At 64.3% G+C, this 13,515-nt stretch carries 19 protein-coding genes; 9 read left to right on the top strand and 10 right to left on the bottom strand.

Annotated features, from left to right (window positions below):
* Positions 1–24 precede the first annotated feature (24 nt).
* Positions 25–687, top strand: coding sequence for a DNA oxidative demethylase AlkB (gene alkB / locus AC3RCJ_RS17200; RefSeq protein WP_492958528.1), 663 nt, complete (start codon positions 25–27; stop codon positions 685–687).
* On the opposite strand, the gene AC3RCJ_RS17195 is transcribed toward alkB, so the two are convergent.
* The 3 genes from AC3RCJ_RS17195 to AC3RCJ_RS17185 are packed head-to-tail and all read right to left on the bottom strand — an operon-like array spanning position 659 to position 1,737.
* A complete protein-coding gene (locus AC3RCJ_RS17195; protein WP_492958530.1) occupies positions 659–1,090 on the bottom strand; it encodes a hypothetical protein in 432 nt (143 codons plus the stop codon). The genes alkB and AC3RCJ_RS17195 overlap by 29 nt on opposite strands.
* 38 nt (positions 1,091–1,128) lie before the next feature.
* Positions 1,129–1,386 carry a hypothetical protein gene (locus tag AC3RCJ_RS17190; protein WP_492958532.1) on the bottom strand — a complete coding sequence of 86 codons (258 nt, stop codon included), beginning with the start codon at positions 1,384–1,386 and terminating at the stop codon, positions 1,129–1,131.
* Between the two features lie 15 nt (positions 1,387–1,401).
* Positions 1,402–1,737 carry an ArsR/SmtB family transcription factor gene (locus AC3RCJ_RS17185; RefSeq protein ID WP_492958534.1) on the bottom strand — a complete coding sequence of 112 codons (336 nt, stop codon included), beginning with the start codon at positions 1,735–1,737 and terminating at the stop codon, positions 1,402–1,404.
* Between the two features lie 122 nt (positions 1,738–1,859).
* On the opposite strand from AC3RCJ_RS17185, the gene folE2 reads away from it, so the two are divergent.
* Together folE2 and AC3RCJ_RS17175 are read left to right on the top strand one after the other, a co-directional pair.
* Complete coding sequence (gene folE2 / locus AC3RCJ_RS17180) at positions 1,860–2,798, top strand: GTP cyclohydrolase FolE2 (RefSeq protein ID WP_492958536.1); 939 nt, start codon at positions 1,860–1,862, stop codon at positions 2,796–2,798.
* Between the two features lie 10 nt (positions 2,799–2,808).
* Positions 2,809–2,991 (top strand): hypothetical protein, encoded by a 183-nt coding sequence (locus AC3RCJ_RS17175; protein WP_492958538.1) that lies wholly within the window; start codon positions 2,809–2,811, stop codon positions 2,989–2,991.
* On the opposite strand, the gene AC3RCJ_RS17170 is transcribed toward AC3RCJ_RS17175, so the two are convergent.
* Positions 2,988–3,977, bottom strand: coding sequence for a hypothetical protein (locus tag AC3RCJ_RS17170; RefSeq protein ID WP_492958540.1), 990 nt, complete (start codon positions 3,975–3,977; stop codon positions 2,988–2,990). The genes AC3RCJ_RS17175 and AC3RCJ_RS17170 overlap by 4 nt on opposite strands.
* A gap of 220 nt (positions 3,978–4,197) precedes the next feature.
* Here AC3RCJ_RS17170 and blaOXA point away from each other — a divergent pair, with 220 nt between their 5' ends.
* The 5 genes from blaOXA to AC3RCJ_RS17145 all read left to right on the top strand — a co-directional run bounded on the left by blaOXA (position 4,198) and on the right by AC3RCJ_RS17145 (position 8,921).
* Complete coding sequence (gene blaOXA, locus AC3RCJ_RS17165; RefSeq protein WP_492958596.1) at positions 4,198–5,010, top strand: class D beta-lactamase; 813 nt, start codon at positions 4,198–4,200, stop codon at positions 5,008–5,010.
* Positions 5,007–5,402, top strand: a complete 396-nt coding sequence (locus AC3RCJ_RS17160; RefSeq protein ID WP_492958542.1) for a hypothetical protein — start codon at positions 5,007–5,009, stop codon at positions 5,400–5,402. Before blaOXA ends, AC3RCJ_RS17160 begins: the two co-directional genes overlap by 4 nt.
* Before the next feature lie 318 nt (positions 5,403–5,720).
* Positions 5,721–8,183 carry a penicillin-binding protein 1A gene (locus AC3RCJ_RS17155; RefSeq protein ID WP_492958544.1) on the top strand — a complete coding sequence of 821 codons (2,463 nt, stop codon included), beginning with the start codon at positions 5,721–5,723 and terminating at the stop codon, positions 8,181–8,183.
* Complete coding sequence (locus AC3RCJ_RS17150) at positions 8,184–8,543, top strand: type II toxin-antitoxin system HigB family toxin (protein WP_492964658.1); 360 nt, start codon at positions 8,184–8,186, stop codon at positions 8,541–8,543.
* A 9-nt stretch (positions 8,544–8,552) separates the two neighbouring features.
* Positions 8,553–8,921 (top strand): helix-turn-helix domain-containing protein, encoded by a 369-nt coding sequence (locus AC3RCJ_RS17145; protein WP_492958600.1) that lies wholly within the window; start codon positions 8,553–8,555, stop codon positions 8,919–8,921.
* Between the two features lie 15 nt (positions 8,922–8,936).
* Here AC3RCJ_RS17145 and AC3RCJ_RS17140 read toward each other — a convergent pair whose 3' ends face one another.
* The 4 genes from AC3RCJ_RS17140 to AC3RCJ_RS17125 form a co-directional block, all read right to left on the bottom strand.
* Positions 8,937–9,668, bottom strand: a complete 732-nt coding sequence (locus AC3RCJ_RS17140; RefSeq protein WP_492958546.1) for a hypothetical protein — start codon at positions 9,666–9,668, stop codon at positions 8,937–8,939.
* Positions 9,668–10,234 carry a hypothetical protein gene (locus AC3RCJ_RS17135; protein ID WP_492958548.1) on the bottom strand — a complete coding sequence of 189 codons (567 nt, stop codon included), beginning with the start codon at positions 10,232–10,234 and terminating at the stop codon, positions 9,668–9,670. The genes AC3RCJ_RS17140 and AC3RCJ_RS17135 overlap by 1 nt, the downstream gene beginning before the upstream one ends.
* 79 nt (positions 10,235–10,313) lie before the next feature.
* Entirely contained in the window at positions 10,314–10,601 is a 288-nt protein-coding gene (locus AC3RCJ_RS17130) for a putative quinol monooxygenase (protein ID WP_492958550.1), read from the bottom strand.
* 120 nt (positions 10,602–10,721) lie between these two features.
* Positions 10,722–11,294 (bottom strand): FMN-dependent NADH-azoreductase, encoded by a 573-nt coding sequence (locus AC3RCJ_RS17125; RefSeq protein WP_492958552.1) that lies wholly within the window; start codon positions 11,292–11,294, stop codon positions 10,722–10,724.
* Positions 11,295–11,456: 162 nt separating this feature from the next.
* On the opposite strand from AC3RCJ_RS17125, the gene AC3RCJ_RS17120 reads away from it, so the two are divergent.
* A complete protein-coding gene (locus AC3RCJ_RS17120; protein ID WP_070291514.1) occupies positions 11,457–11,852 on the top strand; it encodes a winged helix-turn-helix transcriptional regulator in 396 nt (131 codons plus the stop codon).
* 156 nt (positions 11,853–12,008) lie between these two features.
* Here AC3RCJ_RS17120 and AC3RCJ_RS17115 read toward each other — a convergent pair whose 3' ends face one another.
* Positions 12,009–12,470 carry a GNAT family N-acetyltransferase gene (locus AC3RCJ_RS17115; protein WP_492958554.1) on the bottom strand — a complete coding sequence of 154 codons (462 nt, stop codon included), beginning with the start codon at positions 12,468–12,470 and terminating at the stop codon, positions 12,009–12,011.
* A 48-nt stretch (positions 12,471–12,518) separates the two neighbouring features.
* Positions 12,519–13,439 carry a LysR family transcriptional regulator gene (locus AC3RCJ_RS17110; protein WP_492958556.1) on the bottom strand — a complete coding sequence of 307 codons (921 nt, stop codon included), beginning with the start codon at positions 13,437–13,439 and terminating at the stop codon, positions 12,519–12,521.
* Between the last annotated feature and the right edge of the window lie 76 nt (positions 13,440–13,515).

Raw genomic sequence — 13,515 nt, 5'->3', positions numbered from 1 at the left:
CGCGCCGGGTCTACAATAGCGCTCATGAACCTGTCCCTGTTTGCCGATGAAGACCAGGCCCCGGCCGGCCCCGCGCCGCTGGTGCCGGGTTCGTGCGCGTCGGTGCTGCTGCGCGCTTTTGCGTTGCCGTATCTGCCCGAGTTGCTGCCGGCGCTGGACGCGATCGTGCAGGCGGCGCCACCGCGCCACATGGCCACGCCGGGCGGCTTGCGCATGTCGGTCGCCATGAGCAACTGCGGCACCCTGGGCTGGGTCACGGATGGACGCGGCTACCGCTATGCGCGGCGCGATCCGGCCAGCGGCCTTGCGTGGCCGCCGATGCCGCCCGTCTTCCTGCGCCTGGCGCGGGAGGCGGCGCTGGCGGCCGGCTATGCGGGCTTTATGCCCGACGCCTGCCTGGTCAACCGCTATGCGCCCGGTGCGCGCATGGCCCTGCACCAGGACCGCGACGAGTGCGATTTCACGGCGCCCATCGTGTCCGTCTCGCTGGGACTGCCGGCCACCTTCCTGTTCGGCGGGGCCGAGCGGGCCGACAAGGCGGCGCGCATCGCGCTGCTGCATGGCGACGTGGTGGTGTGGGGTGGCGCCGACCGCCTGCGCTTCCACGGCGTGGCGCCCCTGAAAGAGGGCGAACACGCGCAGCTGGGCGCGCAGCGCATCAATCTGACGTTTCGCAAGGCTGCCTGAGCTGGCGCCACGGCGTGGCCGGTTTGAGCACGTACTGCGCATGCACATGGCGCCACGGAATGGCCAGGTAGACCAGCACCACGAACGCGCATTCAAACGCGGTGGCCGCGGTGGCGGGATCGATCTGGCCGTTCAGCCATTGCGGCAGCGGCACGAGCAGCAACCAGAGGGTCTTCCACAGCGCCTCCCACAGCAGCAGGGGCAGCATCTGCAGCGGATAGCGCAAGCCCAGCAAACATAGCAGCGAAAACGCGGCCAGCATGCAGTTGACGGTGCCCCGCGCCAGTTCCCACGGCGCGTGCGGCGTGACGATGCCGGGCCACAGCACGCTGCCGAGGCCCACGACAACGAGCAGATACATGGCGCGCAGCGCATACAGGCGGGCGGTCGATACGGTATTCATGGTGCGGTCTCCTGGTCGTGGGTTGGCAGAGTCGGGGTTTATTCGACTTCCTTGAGAATGGTCTCCAGGCTGCCCAGGCGCGCCTCGATCTGCGCCACGCAGGCGTTCAATGCGGCCAGCGACGCTGCCGTTTCCGCCTGCGCGGCGGCCATGGACCTGGCCAGTTCCTGGTAGGCGCCGTCCTGCGCCAGCCGGGCGCGCGCCTGCACGATGCCGGACGTATATTTGAGGGCGAAGATGATGACGGCGGCCGTGCAGGGGAAGAAGAAGGCGGCGAAAAAGATGTTTTCAGACATGATGACCTCTACAGTTCAGGATTGATCCGGGTTGGGGGCGAGCGAGGACGCCGCCGCGGCGATGCTGGCCGGCGTCAGCAGCAATTCAAAAGGGCTGGCCTCGAAGTAATTGAGGGCCTTGCCGTCGTGCGACAGTTCCAGCTGGCTGGTGACGAGTCCCGCGTGTTCCAGCTTTTGCAGGTGCAGATGCAACAGGGGCCGGCTGATGCCCAGGTCGCGCGCCAGCTGGCTGATGTAGTTGCGCCCGCCGCTGGCCAGCGCCGCGATGATGCGCAGCCGGTGGGGATTGTCGAGCGCCGCCAGCATGGCCAGCAAGCGCTCGCCGGCGAGGGAAGTGTTTGTATCTGTCATGTGTCAACATTATCTGACATGTGTTAGCGAGTCAAGCGGAATCGCTGCGCCTTTTTAATGCAATTTACTTGCAAATACGGCTGCTTTTCTCCATCATATGCAACTTGTTTGCATATGGAGCCATGACCATGAAGCGCGATTCCGTTTCCACGCCCCTGCCCGACGTGGCGGCCGGTGCCCATACGGGCAGCCCCTTGCCGCTCGAGTGGGTAGGCATGCAGGGCATCGCCTTGCCGCTGTGGCTGGAAGAGGGCGGGCAGGCGCAGCAAGTGCATGCCTGGGCCGACGTGCAAGTCGATTTGCCCGATCCGACAGTCAAGGGCATTCACATGTCGCGTCTGTATCTGCTGCTCGACGCGTTCGCGGCCGCGCAGCCGCTCGATGCGGGCGCGCTGGCCGCCGTGCTGCGGCGCATGGTGGCCAGCCACGCCGATTGCGGCAGCACGCAGGCGCGCATCGCGCTGGCGTTTCCCCTGCTGCGGCGCCAGCCGGCGCTGCTGACGGCGGGGCTGGCGGGCTGGCAATCGTATCCCGTGCGCCTGCGGGCCACGCTCTCGCCGCAAGGCTTTAGCTTGTCCCTGACCGTGGAAGTCGGCTATTCATCGACTTGTCCATGCTCGGCGGCGCTGGCGCGGCAATTGCTGGCCGAGGCCTTCGCGGCGCAGTTCGGCGCTGGCGGCATCGATGGCGCCGCCGCGCGCGACTGGCTGCTGGAACACGCGAGCCTGGCCACGCCGCACAGCCAGCGCAGCACGGCGGCGGTCAGCGTGCCATTGACGCAGCAGGCGGAGCTGGACTTGTTTCCCCTGATCGAGCGGGTGGAAGCGGCGCTGGCGACGCCCCTGCAGACGGCCGTGAAACGGGCCGATGAACAGGCGTTCGCGCGCCTCAATGGTGCTAATCTGATGTACGTGGAAGATGCGGCGCGCCGCGTGCAGGCGGCGCTGGCACCACATTATGCGCAGGCAAGTGTTACTGTAAGGCATATGGAAAGCCTGCATCCGCACGACGCCGTGGCGCAGGCGGGCACCTTTGCCGGTGCTTGTTGTCAGATACCCTGAGGAGAGCAGCATGCCGAAGAAGAACGAGCGCGATGCCGACGAAGGCACCCTGGAGCAGGATCTGGCACTGGAACTGGAGCGTGAGCGGCGCGAACATGCGCTGATCGATGCGGAAAAGTTGGGGATGGATGAGCTGGAACAGGAGCGGTTGAAGGAAGACATCGTGCCGCTGCCAGTGGCAAGCCGCCGCTAATCTGATGAATGGGGCGATGGGGACTTATGCGTCTGGCTGCGCCGCAGCAAGCCAGCGAAGGCTTCCTTGACGCCCCGTTCCAGCCTTGCAAAATGACTTGGTGGCGTGCTGCACAGCTGCGCCATGCCGCTGGCGCTGCCGAAGTACAAAAAGGTTTGTGAAAAGCCCAGGTCCAGCGCAAGTTCTTGCTTTTCCCCGTCGGTCGCGGGAAACCAGAATTCGCCGATGCCTTGCACGCCCATCGCTTCCAATTGCGCACGGTCCAGCGCCCACATCTCGACGGGCGGGCAGCCATCGTGCGTGGCCTCCTTGCTCGAAATCGTTTCTGTGCCGAAATTGGTCTTGCGGTTGGCCAGGTAGCGCAGGTAAGCCTGGTAGTTGTCCTGTTTGATCCCCATGTCGCGGTAAAACGCCTGTTCGCGGCGCTGCATGCGCTGGAATTGCGCGAGGCTACCCATGTCGCCCTTGCTGTGTAACAGCCGGGCCGCATCGGTGGCCGGCACCAGCGTGACGGCGCCCTTGTCCAGATGGGTGACGCGGACGTTGTGGATGCCAACGACGGAGCCGGGCAGCACGGTCTTGCGCGCGGCGGCGGGAAAAAGGTAGTTGGCGCAGGCGGACAGGCAGCGCCCATCGACGATCAGGTCCAGCTTTTTCGCGCGCAGGATGGCGGCGATATCCATGGCACTGTCGATATTGCCGCCATAGGAATCGACGACGACGGCGCGTATGGGATAGCGCTCGGTATGCTCCTTGACGACCTGCGCCATGCCCGCGTCGATGGTGCCGATCAGCACCAGCTCCATGCTTTCCTGCGAGAGGCCAATGAGGCTGATGTTGAGGTGGCGCAAGCCTTTTTCCCGCATCTGGTGGGGCGAGCGCGCGTGATCGCGTTGCGCGACCGAGTCGGGCGGCACGGTGTAGCCGGCGGCGCCTGCCGTGGCATTGGCCAGCGACAGTAGCAGGGTATAAAGGGCGATTTTCATGCTTCAATGTTATCAATAAAGTAAGTTCCTGCAAAGTATTAATTTCATTTTATGCGTCGAATTGACGCTCGCCCGCCATATCTTGCGCACGGGTGTTTCTTCGCTGCCGCCAGCGCTTATAATTCTTGCGATTCCAATCTGGCACCCAGGCGTGCCGGGCGCGGCAGCGTATGCCGCCCGCCGGCCTGGCGACCGACTTTATAGATGAGAACCCATGCCTATGCCACCTCTGCGACTGATTTCCCTGGCGTCCTTGTCCGCCTTCCTGGGCGCTGTTCCGGCCCAGGCCGCCACCATCTGCACCGCCATGGCCGACGCCAGGAGCGGCACCGTCCTGCTGCAGGAAGGAAACTGCATCGACCGCGTGACGCCCGCCTCGACCTTCAAGATCGCCCTCAGCCTGATGGGCTATGACGCCGGTTTCCTCAAGGACGCGCACAAGCCCAGCCTGCCGTACCGCCACGGTTATGTGGACTGGGGCGGCGACGCGTGGCGCCAAGAGACGGATCCGTCACGCTGGATGCAGTACTCCGTCGTCTGGTATTCGCAGCAGATCACGCAGGCGCTGGGCGCCGAGCGCTTTCAGAAATATGCCAAGGGTTTGCGCTATGGCAACGCGGATGTGTCGGGCGATCCTGGCAAGAACAATAGCCTGGAGCGTTCCTGGATCAGCTCCTCGCTGAAGATTTCCCCGCTGGAACAAGTGGGCTTCTTGCGCAAGCTGGTCAACGATCAATTGCCCGTCAGCAAGCAGGCGATGGAGCAGACGCGCCGCCTGACGCGCCTGGAAGACGCGGGCGGCTGGCAAGTGCATGGCAAGACGGGCGCCGCCTATCCCCGCAAGGCCGATGGCAGCTTCGATGAGGACCACGGTTATGGCTGGTTCGTGGGCTGGGCCAGCAAGGGGGAGCGCACCATCGTCTTCGCCCGCCTGGTGCAGGACGAGAAAAAGGGGGCGCAATCGGCGGGCCTGCGCACGCGCGAGGCCATGCTGAAGGAATTGCCGGCACTGCTGGAGCAGGCGCAGAAGTGAGTCCGCGCCAGCTAGGGGCGACCTTTATCGCCACCGACGGCGATTACCTGGAAGCCGTCATCGAGGTGGGCGGCCAGCGCCTGCATGTGATGGACGAGTTCGGCGGCGCCGAGATGGCCGCCGGCACGCAGTTCCAGGCCGAACTGTGGCCGGTGGCCAGCGAGAGCGATGACTGGGACGCCATCTTCGGCGCCAATCCGGGACGGGAAAGGGGCTTGCGCCGGCTCGATGGCTGGCGCTACCTGGCGCTGGGCGTCGTGACGCAGGTCGATCCCGTCGTCTGCGACTGCGGCGTGCTGCTGGTGGAAGACGCCTTCTACACGCGGGATGCGCGCTGCGTGGGCGAGTATGTGGGCGTGACCCTGGTGCGCCTCGATGCCTGCCGCGCCTGATCAGGATTGCCAGCTTGATATTTTACAAATACATGCGCGACACCAGTTGGTAGCCCAGCCGGATACCGAGGGCCAGGATGGCAAAGCCGCTGGCGGCAAGGAGAATGGCGTGCAGTTGCTGGCGTGCTGACAGGGCGGGCATGGCGGCGTCCGGTAGTGGAGGGAGTGACGATACGACACAGCGTAGCGCATGCCCTTCACGATTGGCAAGCATCTTGGCGTCTTCCTTACTTCCGCTTACTTATTTCCAGCCAGCCACATAGTCCGCCCTATATACTTGCTGAAACGGATCATCCGGCATCAGACAAGGTTACAGGCATGGCATCAGGCATGGAGCAGTTTCAGGAAAAGGCACGACAGGCGCTGGCAGTGGCGCGCACGCAAGCATGGCGCGTGGCGGGGCTGGCATGGGCAAGAACGGCGGCGCTGTACCGGCGCGGCCATGCGCATCTGATGACCTTGCCGCCCGTGCGGCGCGCGCTGGTGCTGGGCCTGTGGTCGTTTCTGGCCCTGCTGGCGCTGATAGCCGCCTACATGCTGCTGCTGATCCCCCTGACGCCGAGCATCCACGACTTGCGCCAGGCGCGCGCGGCCGCGCCCAGCACCATGGTCAGCGCCGACGGCAAGGAACTGGCCCGCTTCGACCAGGGTTTGCAGGAACGGGTCACGTTACAACAGATTTCGCCGAACGTGGTCAGCGCCTTGATCTCGACGGAAGACCACCGTTTCTACCAGCACCACGGCATCGATTTCACCCGCACGGCCGGGGCCATCCTGCATACCGCCGGGGGCAACCCCCAGGGCGGCTCCACCATCACGCAGCAGCTGGCGCGCAATATGTTCCCCGAGGAAATCGGCCGCTCGCGCAACCTGAACCGCAAGCTCAAGGAACTGATCACGGCCCTGAAGATCGAGGCGACCTACAGCAAGACGGAAATCCTGGAAGCCTACCTGAACACCGTGCCCTTCCTGTACAACACCTACGGCATCGAGATGGCGGCCCGCACCTACTTCGACAAGCCCGCCGCGCGCCTCGACATCCTGGAAAGCGCCACCCTGGTCGGCATGCTCAAGGGCACGAATTACTACAATCCCGTCGGCAATCCCGAGCGCTCCTTGCAGCGGCGCAATGTGGTGCTGGGCCAGATGCGCAAGCATGAGGTCATCGACGAGGCGCGCTACAAGCAGTTGATCAAGCGTCCGCTGCGCCTGCATTTCGAGCGCCAGAGCGAGCGGGCGCAGTCGGACAGCCATTTCACGGCCTACGTGCGCAAGTGGCTGATCGACTGGGCCGACGAAAACGACTACAACCTGGAACTGGACGGCCTGGTGGTGCACACCACGCTCGATCACGACCTGCAGCAGGCGGCCGAGCGCGCCGTCGAGCGCCAGGCGAATGCCTTGCAGGCGATCGCCGACGTGGAATGGAGCCGCGCCGGCGTGCCGTCGTCCACCTCGACGGGCATGTATGCGGGCATGCAGGGCGGCAGCGTGGCCTTCGACTACTTCTGGAAATCGCATCCGGCCCTGCTCGACGCCTTCGTGCGCGAGTCGGGCGACTACCGCAAGCTGGTGGCGGCCGGCGGCACGCCGGACGCGGCGCTGGCGCAGCTGAAGGGCGACCGCGCCTTCATGGCGGCCCTGCGCAAGTCGAAGACGCGGCTGGAAGCGGGCTTTGCGGCCATGGACCCTGCCACGGGCGCCGTGCGCGCCTGGGTGGGCAGCCGCGACTTTGCGCGCGAGCAATTCGACCACGTGTCGCAGGCGGCGCGCCAGCCCGGTTCCACCTTCAAGCCCATCGTGTATGGCGCGGCGCTGGAAAAGGGCCTCAGCCCCGACCACGTCTACCGCGACGCCGTGATGGATATCAAGGCGGCCGACGGCACCAAATGGCGCCCGACCGACATGAGCGGCACCACGGGCCGCGACATGACCATGCGCGACGGCCTTGTCTACTCGAAAAACACGATCACGGCGCAAGTGATGCAGGACGTCGGTTTGCCGCCGATCATCAAGCTGGCGCGCGCGCTCGGCATCCGCGACAGCAAGCTGGAAAAAGTGCCGTCCCTGGCGCTGGGCACGAGTCCCGTCACCTTGCTGGAAATGGTCAACGCCTACGCCAGCATCGCGGCCCAGGGCGAGGCCCGCTTGCCCTTCGTCGTCACGCACATCACGGACCGCGAAGGCAAGCTCATCGCCCGCTTCGGCGAAGACAAGCCCAAGCGCGCCATGCAAGCCGAATCGGCGGCCACCCTGACGGACATGATGCGCGGCGTCATCGACCGGGGCACGGGCACGGCCATCCGCAGCCGCTTCGGCATCCGCTCCGACGTGGCCGGCAAGAGCGGCACCACGCAAAACAATGCGGACGGCTGGTTCATTTTGATGCATCCGGAACTGGTCGGCGGCGCCTGGGTGGGCTTCAACGACGCGCGCGTCACCATGCGCAGTAATTACTGGGGCCAGGGCGGCCACAACGCCGTGCTGGTGGTGGGCGACTTCTTCAAGACGGCGCTGGACACGGGCAAGCTGTCGCGCGACGCGATCTTCCCCGGCGGCAAACCGCCACCGCCGCTGCGCCATGTGGAGCCCGTCGAGGCGCCGCAGGACGAGCCGGTGGAAGAGCCGGGCGACTTGCTGCAGGAAGGCGCGCCGCCAGCGCCGCTGGCCGTGCCGGCCGAAGAGGGCGGGCAGGACACGCATGGCAAGGCCGTGCCGGAACCTGCTCCCGCGCCGAATCCGCAGCCCGCTCCGGCACCAATTCCTGTGCCGCAAGGATAAATGCCACTGCGCCGGCCGGATAGCAGCAGGATTGACGCTAGTCCCGGAATGGGACTAACATCAAGTCATGCGCATCCTGGCCAAGCCAACGCTGATTGCTTTCTATGCGCAGGCCACCTGCGCGGATTCGAAGGCACCGCTGTTGTCGTGGTATGGTCATGTGCTCAGGGCACCGTGGTCCGGTCCCGCAGCGCTGAAGTCGGACTTTGCCACGGCAGGCATATTGAAAGAGGGGGGGGCAATATTGGCGGTAATAAATACCGGCTCGTCGCATCGATCAACTATTCATATGGCATCTTGTACATCAAATTTGTCGGCACGCACCGGCAATATGACGCCATCAACGCACAGCCTGTTTAAGGCAAGATGATGCACATCAAACCTATCCGCACGGAAGATGATTACCGCGCCGCGTTGCTGGAAGTCGAGTCCTTGATGTCGGCCCGGCTTGGCACCCCCGAAGGTGACCGTCTGGATGTGCTCGCCACGCTCGTGGATGCCTATGAGACGCGCCACCTTGTCATGGAATTTCCTGACCCAGTCGACGCCATCAAATTCAGCATGGAGCAGAAGTCGCTGTCGCCGAAGGATCTTGAGCCGATGATAGGGTGCTTGAACCGCGTTTACGAAATTCTCAATGGTACGCGCCAGCTGACCTTGCCGATGATCCGCCGCCTGCATGAGGAACTGGGCATTCCGGCCGAGGTACTGATACGGCCTGCGGCAGCCCAGGCATAGTTGCCCGGCCGGCCTTTACACCGTATTGCGCCGCAAGCCCGCTTCCCGCACGAACACTTGCAGCGCCGCCATGGTCTGCTGGTGCAGCGCTTTCATTTCCGTTCTCAGCGCGGGCGTGATGGCCAGGCTGCCGTCCGCTTGCTGGCGCACGGGCAGGCCCAGCGCCTGTGCCATTTCCACCGGGTAATTCGTGAAGTCGCCATACGGGCGCTTGCCGTCGACGGAAGGCGTGGGCCAGTACCCTTCGGCCAGGTAGTCTTCCGCAGCCATGCCCAGCATGTCCAGCGTCATCCACGACTGTTGCCGCAGCAGCGTCAGATGCCGGGCAGTCAACGTAAACGGCGTCTTGCCGTCGGCATAGTTGCCCGGTTTCAGGTCGGCCATCTGCACGAAATGCGGCAGCAGCAGCGCCGCTTCCATCAGCCGTTGCGCGGCCAGCGCCGCATCCTTGCTGGCGATGGCCTGCATGGCCAGTGCCAGGGTATCTCCCTTGCCCAGCGGGTAGGCCGGATTGAGCATGGGCGCGCCGCTTTCCACGGGCGACCAGCCGATATTGAAACGCCGTATCAACGCCAGGTGCTGCACATTGAGTACCTTGGGTGGCGGTGCGTCGAGGGTGGCCAGGATGCGCTGGCGCGCGGCGCGCGGCAGGTCGTTGTCGGCCGCGCGCGCAAGCACGGGCGAGCACAGCAGGGCGCCGGCCAGGCGCAGCAGCTGGCGCCGCATGGGCTGGATCAGGCGCGCCATCACGGTGCCGTCAAGTCCTGGCGCTGGAATTCGATGCGGTTTTCCTGATACTGCCACTTGGTGTAGGGCCCGAACACGCGCCGGTTTTCCTTGCTGTCGGCATTCGATTGCTCGCGCTTCATGCGCCGCACGAGGGCGGTATCGACCAGCGGCTCCGTCGTCGTGCCGAACACTTCGTGGCGCACGCTTTGCTTGGCGTCGGCGCCGCGCGAAATGATGGTGAGCTTGCGCGTGGCGGGATCGAAGTACAGGCGCATGGCAAACGTGTTCATGTCCTGCAGGTACAGGCCGTCGTCGCGCCACTGGGCATAGAAATAATCGCCGCAGACGGCCTTCGGTTCGCGCTTCCATTCGCAGGCGAGCAGGATCAGCAGGTGATGGTCGTCAAGTTGCTTGATTGAAACACGGGCCTTGGAATAGCCCCAGTTGCTGGCCGGAACGGTCTTCGACGAGAGCAGATTGTATTCGCCCACGAGATTGGGCATGGGCGCTTGCGCGAAGGTGGCGGTGCACAGGGTCAAGGCGGCCGCCGCTGCGGCGCCGCGTATGGAGGAAAATGTCGTCATGATGGCCATAAAGAAAAGTTGCCATATTATAGATGGCAACTTGCCAAGATGGCCGCGCGCTTGCGCGGTGCGCCGGCTATTACTTGAGCTTGCTCAGTTCCGCGATGTCGATCTTTGTTACCTTGTCGCCCACGGCGGCGACCAGGGTCTTGAAGTGGGGTGTCGCTTCATGCGCCGTGTGGCCTGCCTTGTCCGTCCATTCTTCCAGCATGATGAAGCGGGTGGGAATCTTGTTGTCGACGTGTAATTCGTAGCGCAGGCAGGCGCTTTCGGCGCGGCTGGGCGGCACGACGGCTTCCAGCGCGGCGCGCACGGCCTCGATATGTTGGGCTTGGGCATCGATGGTGGCGACGATAATCAGGGGCATGGTGGTCCTTGTAAAGTGGGGGGCGGATGCAGCTTGGCGTAGTTTGCCCTTTCCTGTCCGCCTTGCCCAGCCTGGCTGCGCCGAAACAGTTTCCGCCGCAGCCAGATAATCAAGCTGAACCTACGCCGCCCACAGCGCCTCGATCTGTTCGAAGGCCGCCGTCATGGCCTGCGCCCTGGCGTCGTCGCTGACCTTGACGCCTTCGGCGCGCACGATCTCGAGTTGCGTGACGCCGAGGAAGCCGAAGAAGCTGCGCAGATGGCTTTCCTGGTGTTCCAGGGTGGCCATCGGCGTGTCGGCGCCATAGTAGCCGCCGCGCGTCGAGGCGATGATCACGCGCTTGGCGCCGAGCAAGCCTTCCGGGCCGTTGGCGCCGTACTGGAAGGTCTTGCCGGGCACGGCCAGCGCGTCGAGCCAGGATTTGAGCTGGCTGGGGATGGCGAAGTTGTACATGGGCGCGCCGATGACGATGATGTCGGCGGCCAGCACGTGCTCCAGCGCGGCGGACAGCGCGGCGCCCTCGGCCTCGCCGGGGGCGGCCGTAAATTGCGGCAAGGGGTGGGCGGCCAGGTCGCGGTAGTGGACGGTGGCGCCGGGCGCGCCCGCTTGCAGGCGGGCGGCGATGGCGGCGGTCAGCTGGCGGCTGACGGAATGCTCGCCGAGGATGCTCGAATCGATATGCAGGATGTTCATGCTTGCCTTCTTGGGTGGTATGATCGGATGGTATGTTTTTGTAACCGAGTTAAATATAGTGACTATCCAATGAGCGCACAAGAAGGCACTTTTTCCACACCGGGGCACACGGATGTGACTATGGGCGAGGTGGCCGCGCGCGGGGCCGAGCTGGAACGGCGCATGCGCGACCACGGCGGCCATGCGGGCGTGGCGGACTCGTGCCGCCCGATCACGGACATCCTGACCCGCGTGGGCGACAAATGGAGCGTCATGGTGGTGATGTTGCTGGGCAATGGCACCAAGCGCTTCAACGAGATGCGCCGCCTGATCGGCGGCATCTCGCAGCGCATGCTGACCCTGACCTTGCGGGGTCTGGAGCGCGACGGACTCGTCACGCGCACCGTGTTTCCCACCGTGCCGCCGCGCGTCGATTACGCCTTGACGGACCTGGGGCGTTCGCTGTTGATCCCCATCAGCGCGCTGGGCGCCTGGGCCTATGGCCACCGCGACGCCATCGATGCGGCGCGGCTGGCCTTCGATGCCAGGGCCGATGCGGGCGCGACGCCAGGCAGCTAAGTAACCCCCAATAAATTATTGTGATTTCTGACTTCCATAACCGGCGCTCTGCGGCGTTGCCCGCTGCTAGCAGTGCTCGCACTGCGTCGCAGTGGGCGCCTTGCATAGCATCCGGTTCTGTTCGTCATAAATTCACAATAATTTCCTGAGGATTACTTAGCTTAGTTCGATCACGGCCAGCATGTCATTGCCATCGGCATCCAAGCCTTTTTCCACGAAACCCATGCTGGCATAGAACTGTTTCGCGTTGGCATTGCCGGGCTTGTAGCAGATTTCAATGCTGCGCGCGTCCGGGCGGGCGCGGATTTCCGCCATGGCCATGGCCAGGGTCAGGGCGGCGCGGCCATGGCCTTGCCCCTGGCGCCGGTGGTCGATCATGAAGCGCCAGATCTGGTAGTAGCCGGGCGGGTCGTCGGCGTCGGGCGAGACGAACATCAGGAAACCGATCACTTCCTCGTCGCCATACACGGCGCGCGTATGCAGGAGGGTGGGATGGAAACTCGCTTGCGCGATGGAATAGTCGTTGCTGGCCAGGTAGTCGCGCTGCTGGGGCAGCAAAGGCAGTTCGCTGATGAGGTCAAAATTGTCGACGGTGACGGGGCGCAGGCTGATGAGCATGTTCAATCCATGGAATGCAAGGACAAGGCTTGCCAGTATGGAGAAAAATTACTCAATAGGCAATGTTGTGGCATCGCCCGCGCCGAACAGTTGCGCCATGGTCTGGCGCAGCCAGCGGTTCGACGCATCCTCGTGGTAGCGCTCGTGCCAGTGCTGCTTGACTGAAAAGCTGGGCAGCGCCACGGGCAGGGGCAGGATGCGGAACGCTTCGTGGTCCTGCATCTGCAGCGCGTAGCGGTACGGTACCGTGACGATGTACTCGGTTTCGGCGACGATGCGCGACACGCCGAGGAAGCTGGGCAGTTTCAGCACGATGCGCCGCTGCGCGCCGGCCGCCGCCAGTACCTTTTCCACGATGGAGTGGCCCGTGCCCGAGCTTTTCACTTCGATATGGCCCTCCGCCAGGAACTCTTCGACGGTAATCGTGTCGCGGATGCGCGGGTGGCCGCTGGCCACCAGGCAGACAAAATGCTGGTCGAACAGTTTTTGCTGGTAAAACCCCGATTCCAGGTGCGGCATGAAGCCCACGGCCAGGTCCACTTCGCCGCCCTCGAGCCGTCCGGGCGTGTCGGTGGCGATCTTCGACACGTCCAGGGTGATGCCGGGGCCGGTCCGTTGCAGGTGGTTGAGCAGGGTGGGCAGCAGCACGATTTCGCTGATGTCCGTCATGCAGATGGCGAACTCGCGCGTGCTGGCGGCCGGGTCGAACACGGGCTGGTCGGCCAGCGCGTGCTGCCAGGCGGCGATCGCGGCGCGCACGTCCTGCACGGCGTTTTGCGCGCGCGGCGTCGGCTCCATGCCTTTCGAGGTGCGCGCGAACAGGCGGTCGCCGAAATGCGTGCGCAGCTTGCCCAGGCCGATGCTCACCGTCGATTGTGGCAAGCCCAGGTTTTCCGCCGCGCGCGTCACGTTGCGGCTTTTATAGATCTCGTCAAAGATGAACAGCAATTCGATATCGAAGCGCGACATAGGGGATTCCACCATTATTTAAAAACGTGATTGTGGCTATTGTATTCCATCGCTTTACCAAATATTGACCTGTCGG

It is taken from the genome of Janthinobacterium sp. GW822-FHT07H11 (genome assembly GCF_058798615.1).
Note: the sequence above shows the minus strand (reverse complement) of the source record. Positions and strands in the feature narration are given on the sequence as shown.

Excerpts from the sequence above, each read along its gene's own strand:
- alkB (WP_492958528.1), top strand. The coding sequence starts at position 25 with ATGAACCTGTCCCTGTTTGCCGATGAAGACCAGGCCCCGGCCGGCCCC.
- AC3RCJ_RS17195 (WP_492958530.1), bottom strand. The coding sequence starts at position 1,090 with ATGAATACCGTATCGACCGCCCGCCTGTATGCGCTGCGCGCCATGTAT.
- AC3RCJ_RS17190 (WP_492958532.1), bottom strand. The coding sequence starts at position 1,386 with ATGTCTGAAAACATCTTTTTCGCCGCCTTCTTCTTCCCCTGCACGGCC.
- AC3RCJ_RS17185 (WP_492958534.1), bottom strand. The coding sequence starts at position 1,737 with ATGACAGATACAAACACTTCCCTCGCCGGCGAGCGCTTGCTGGCCATG.
- folE2 (WP_492958536.1), top strand. The coding sequence starts at position 1,860 with ATGACCATGAAGCGCGATTCCGTTTCCACGCCCCTGCCCGACGTGGCG.
- AC3RCJ_RS17175 (WP_492958538.1), top strand. The coding sequence starts at position 2,809 with ATGCCGAAGAAGAACGAGCGCGATGCCGACGAAGGCACCCTGGAGCAG.
- AC3RCJ_RS17170 (WP_492958540.1), bottom strand. The coding sequence starts at position 3,977 with ATGAAAATCGCCCTTTATACCCTGCTACTGTCGCTGGCCAATGCCACG.
- blaOXA (WP_492958596.1), top strand. The coding sequence starts at position 4,198 with ATGCCACCTCTGCGACTGATTTCCCTGGCGTCCTTGTCCGCCTTCCTG.
- AC3RCJ_RS17155 (WP_492958544.1), top strand. The coding sequence starts at position 5,721 with ATGGCATCAGGCATGGAGCAGTTTCAGGAAAAGGCACGACAGGCGCTG.
- AC3RCJ_RS17150 (WP_492964658.1), top strand. The coding sequence starts at position 8,184 with ATGCCACTGCGCCGGCCGGATAGCAGCAGGATTGACGCTAGTCCCGGA.
- AC3RCJ_RS17145 (WP_492958600.1), top strand. The coding sequence starts at position 8,553 with ATGCACATCAAACCTATCCGCACGGAAGATGATTACCGCGCCGCGTTG.
- AC3RCJ_RS17140 (WP_492958546.1), bottom strand. The coding sequence starts at position 9,668 with ATGGCGCGCCTGATCCAGCCCATGCGGCGCCAGCTGCTGCGCCTGGCC.
- AC3RCJ_RS17135 (WP_492958548.1), bottom strand. The coding sequence starts at position 10,234 with ATGACGACATTTTCCTCCATACGCGGCGCCGCAGCGGCGGCCGCCTTG.
- AC3RCJ_RS17130 (WP_492958550.1), bottom strand. The coding sequence starts at position 10,601 with ATGCCCCTGATTATCGTCGCCACCATCGATGCCCAAGCCCAACATATC.
- AC3RCJ_RS17125 (WP_492958552.1), bottom strand. The coding sequence starts at position 11,294 with ATGAACATCCTGCATATCGATTCGAGCATCCTCGGCGAGCATTCCGTC.
- AC3RCJ_RS17120 (WP_070291514.1), top strand. The coding sequence starts at position 11,457 with ATGCGCGACCACGGCGGCCATGCGGGCGTGGCGGACTCGTGCCGCCCG.
- AC3RCJ_RS17115 (WP_492958554.1), bottom strand. The coding sequence starts at position 12,470 with ATGCTCATCAGCCTGCGCCCCGTCACCGTCGACAATTTTGACCTCATC.
- AC3RCJ_RS17110 (WP_492958556.1), bottom strand. The coding sequence starts at position 13,439 with ATGTCGCGCTTCGATATCGAATTGCTGTTCATCTTTGACGAGATCTAT.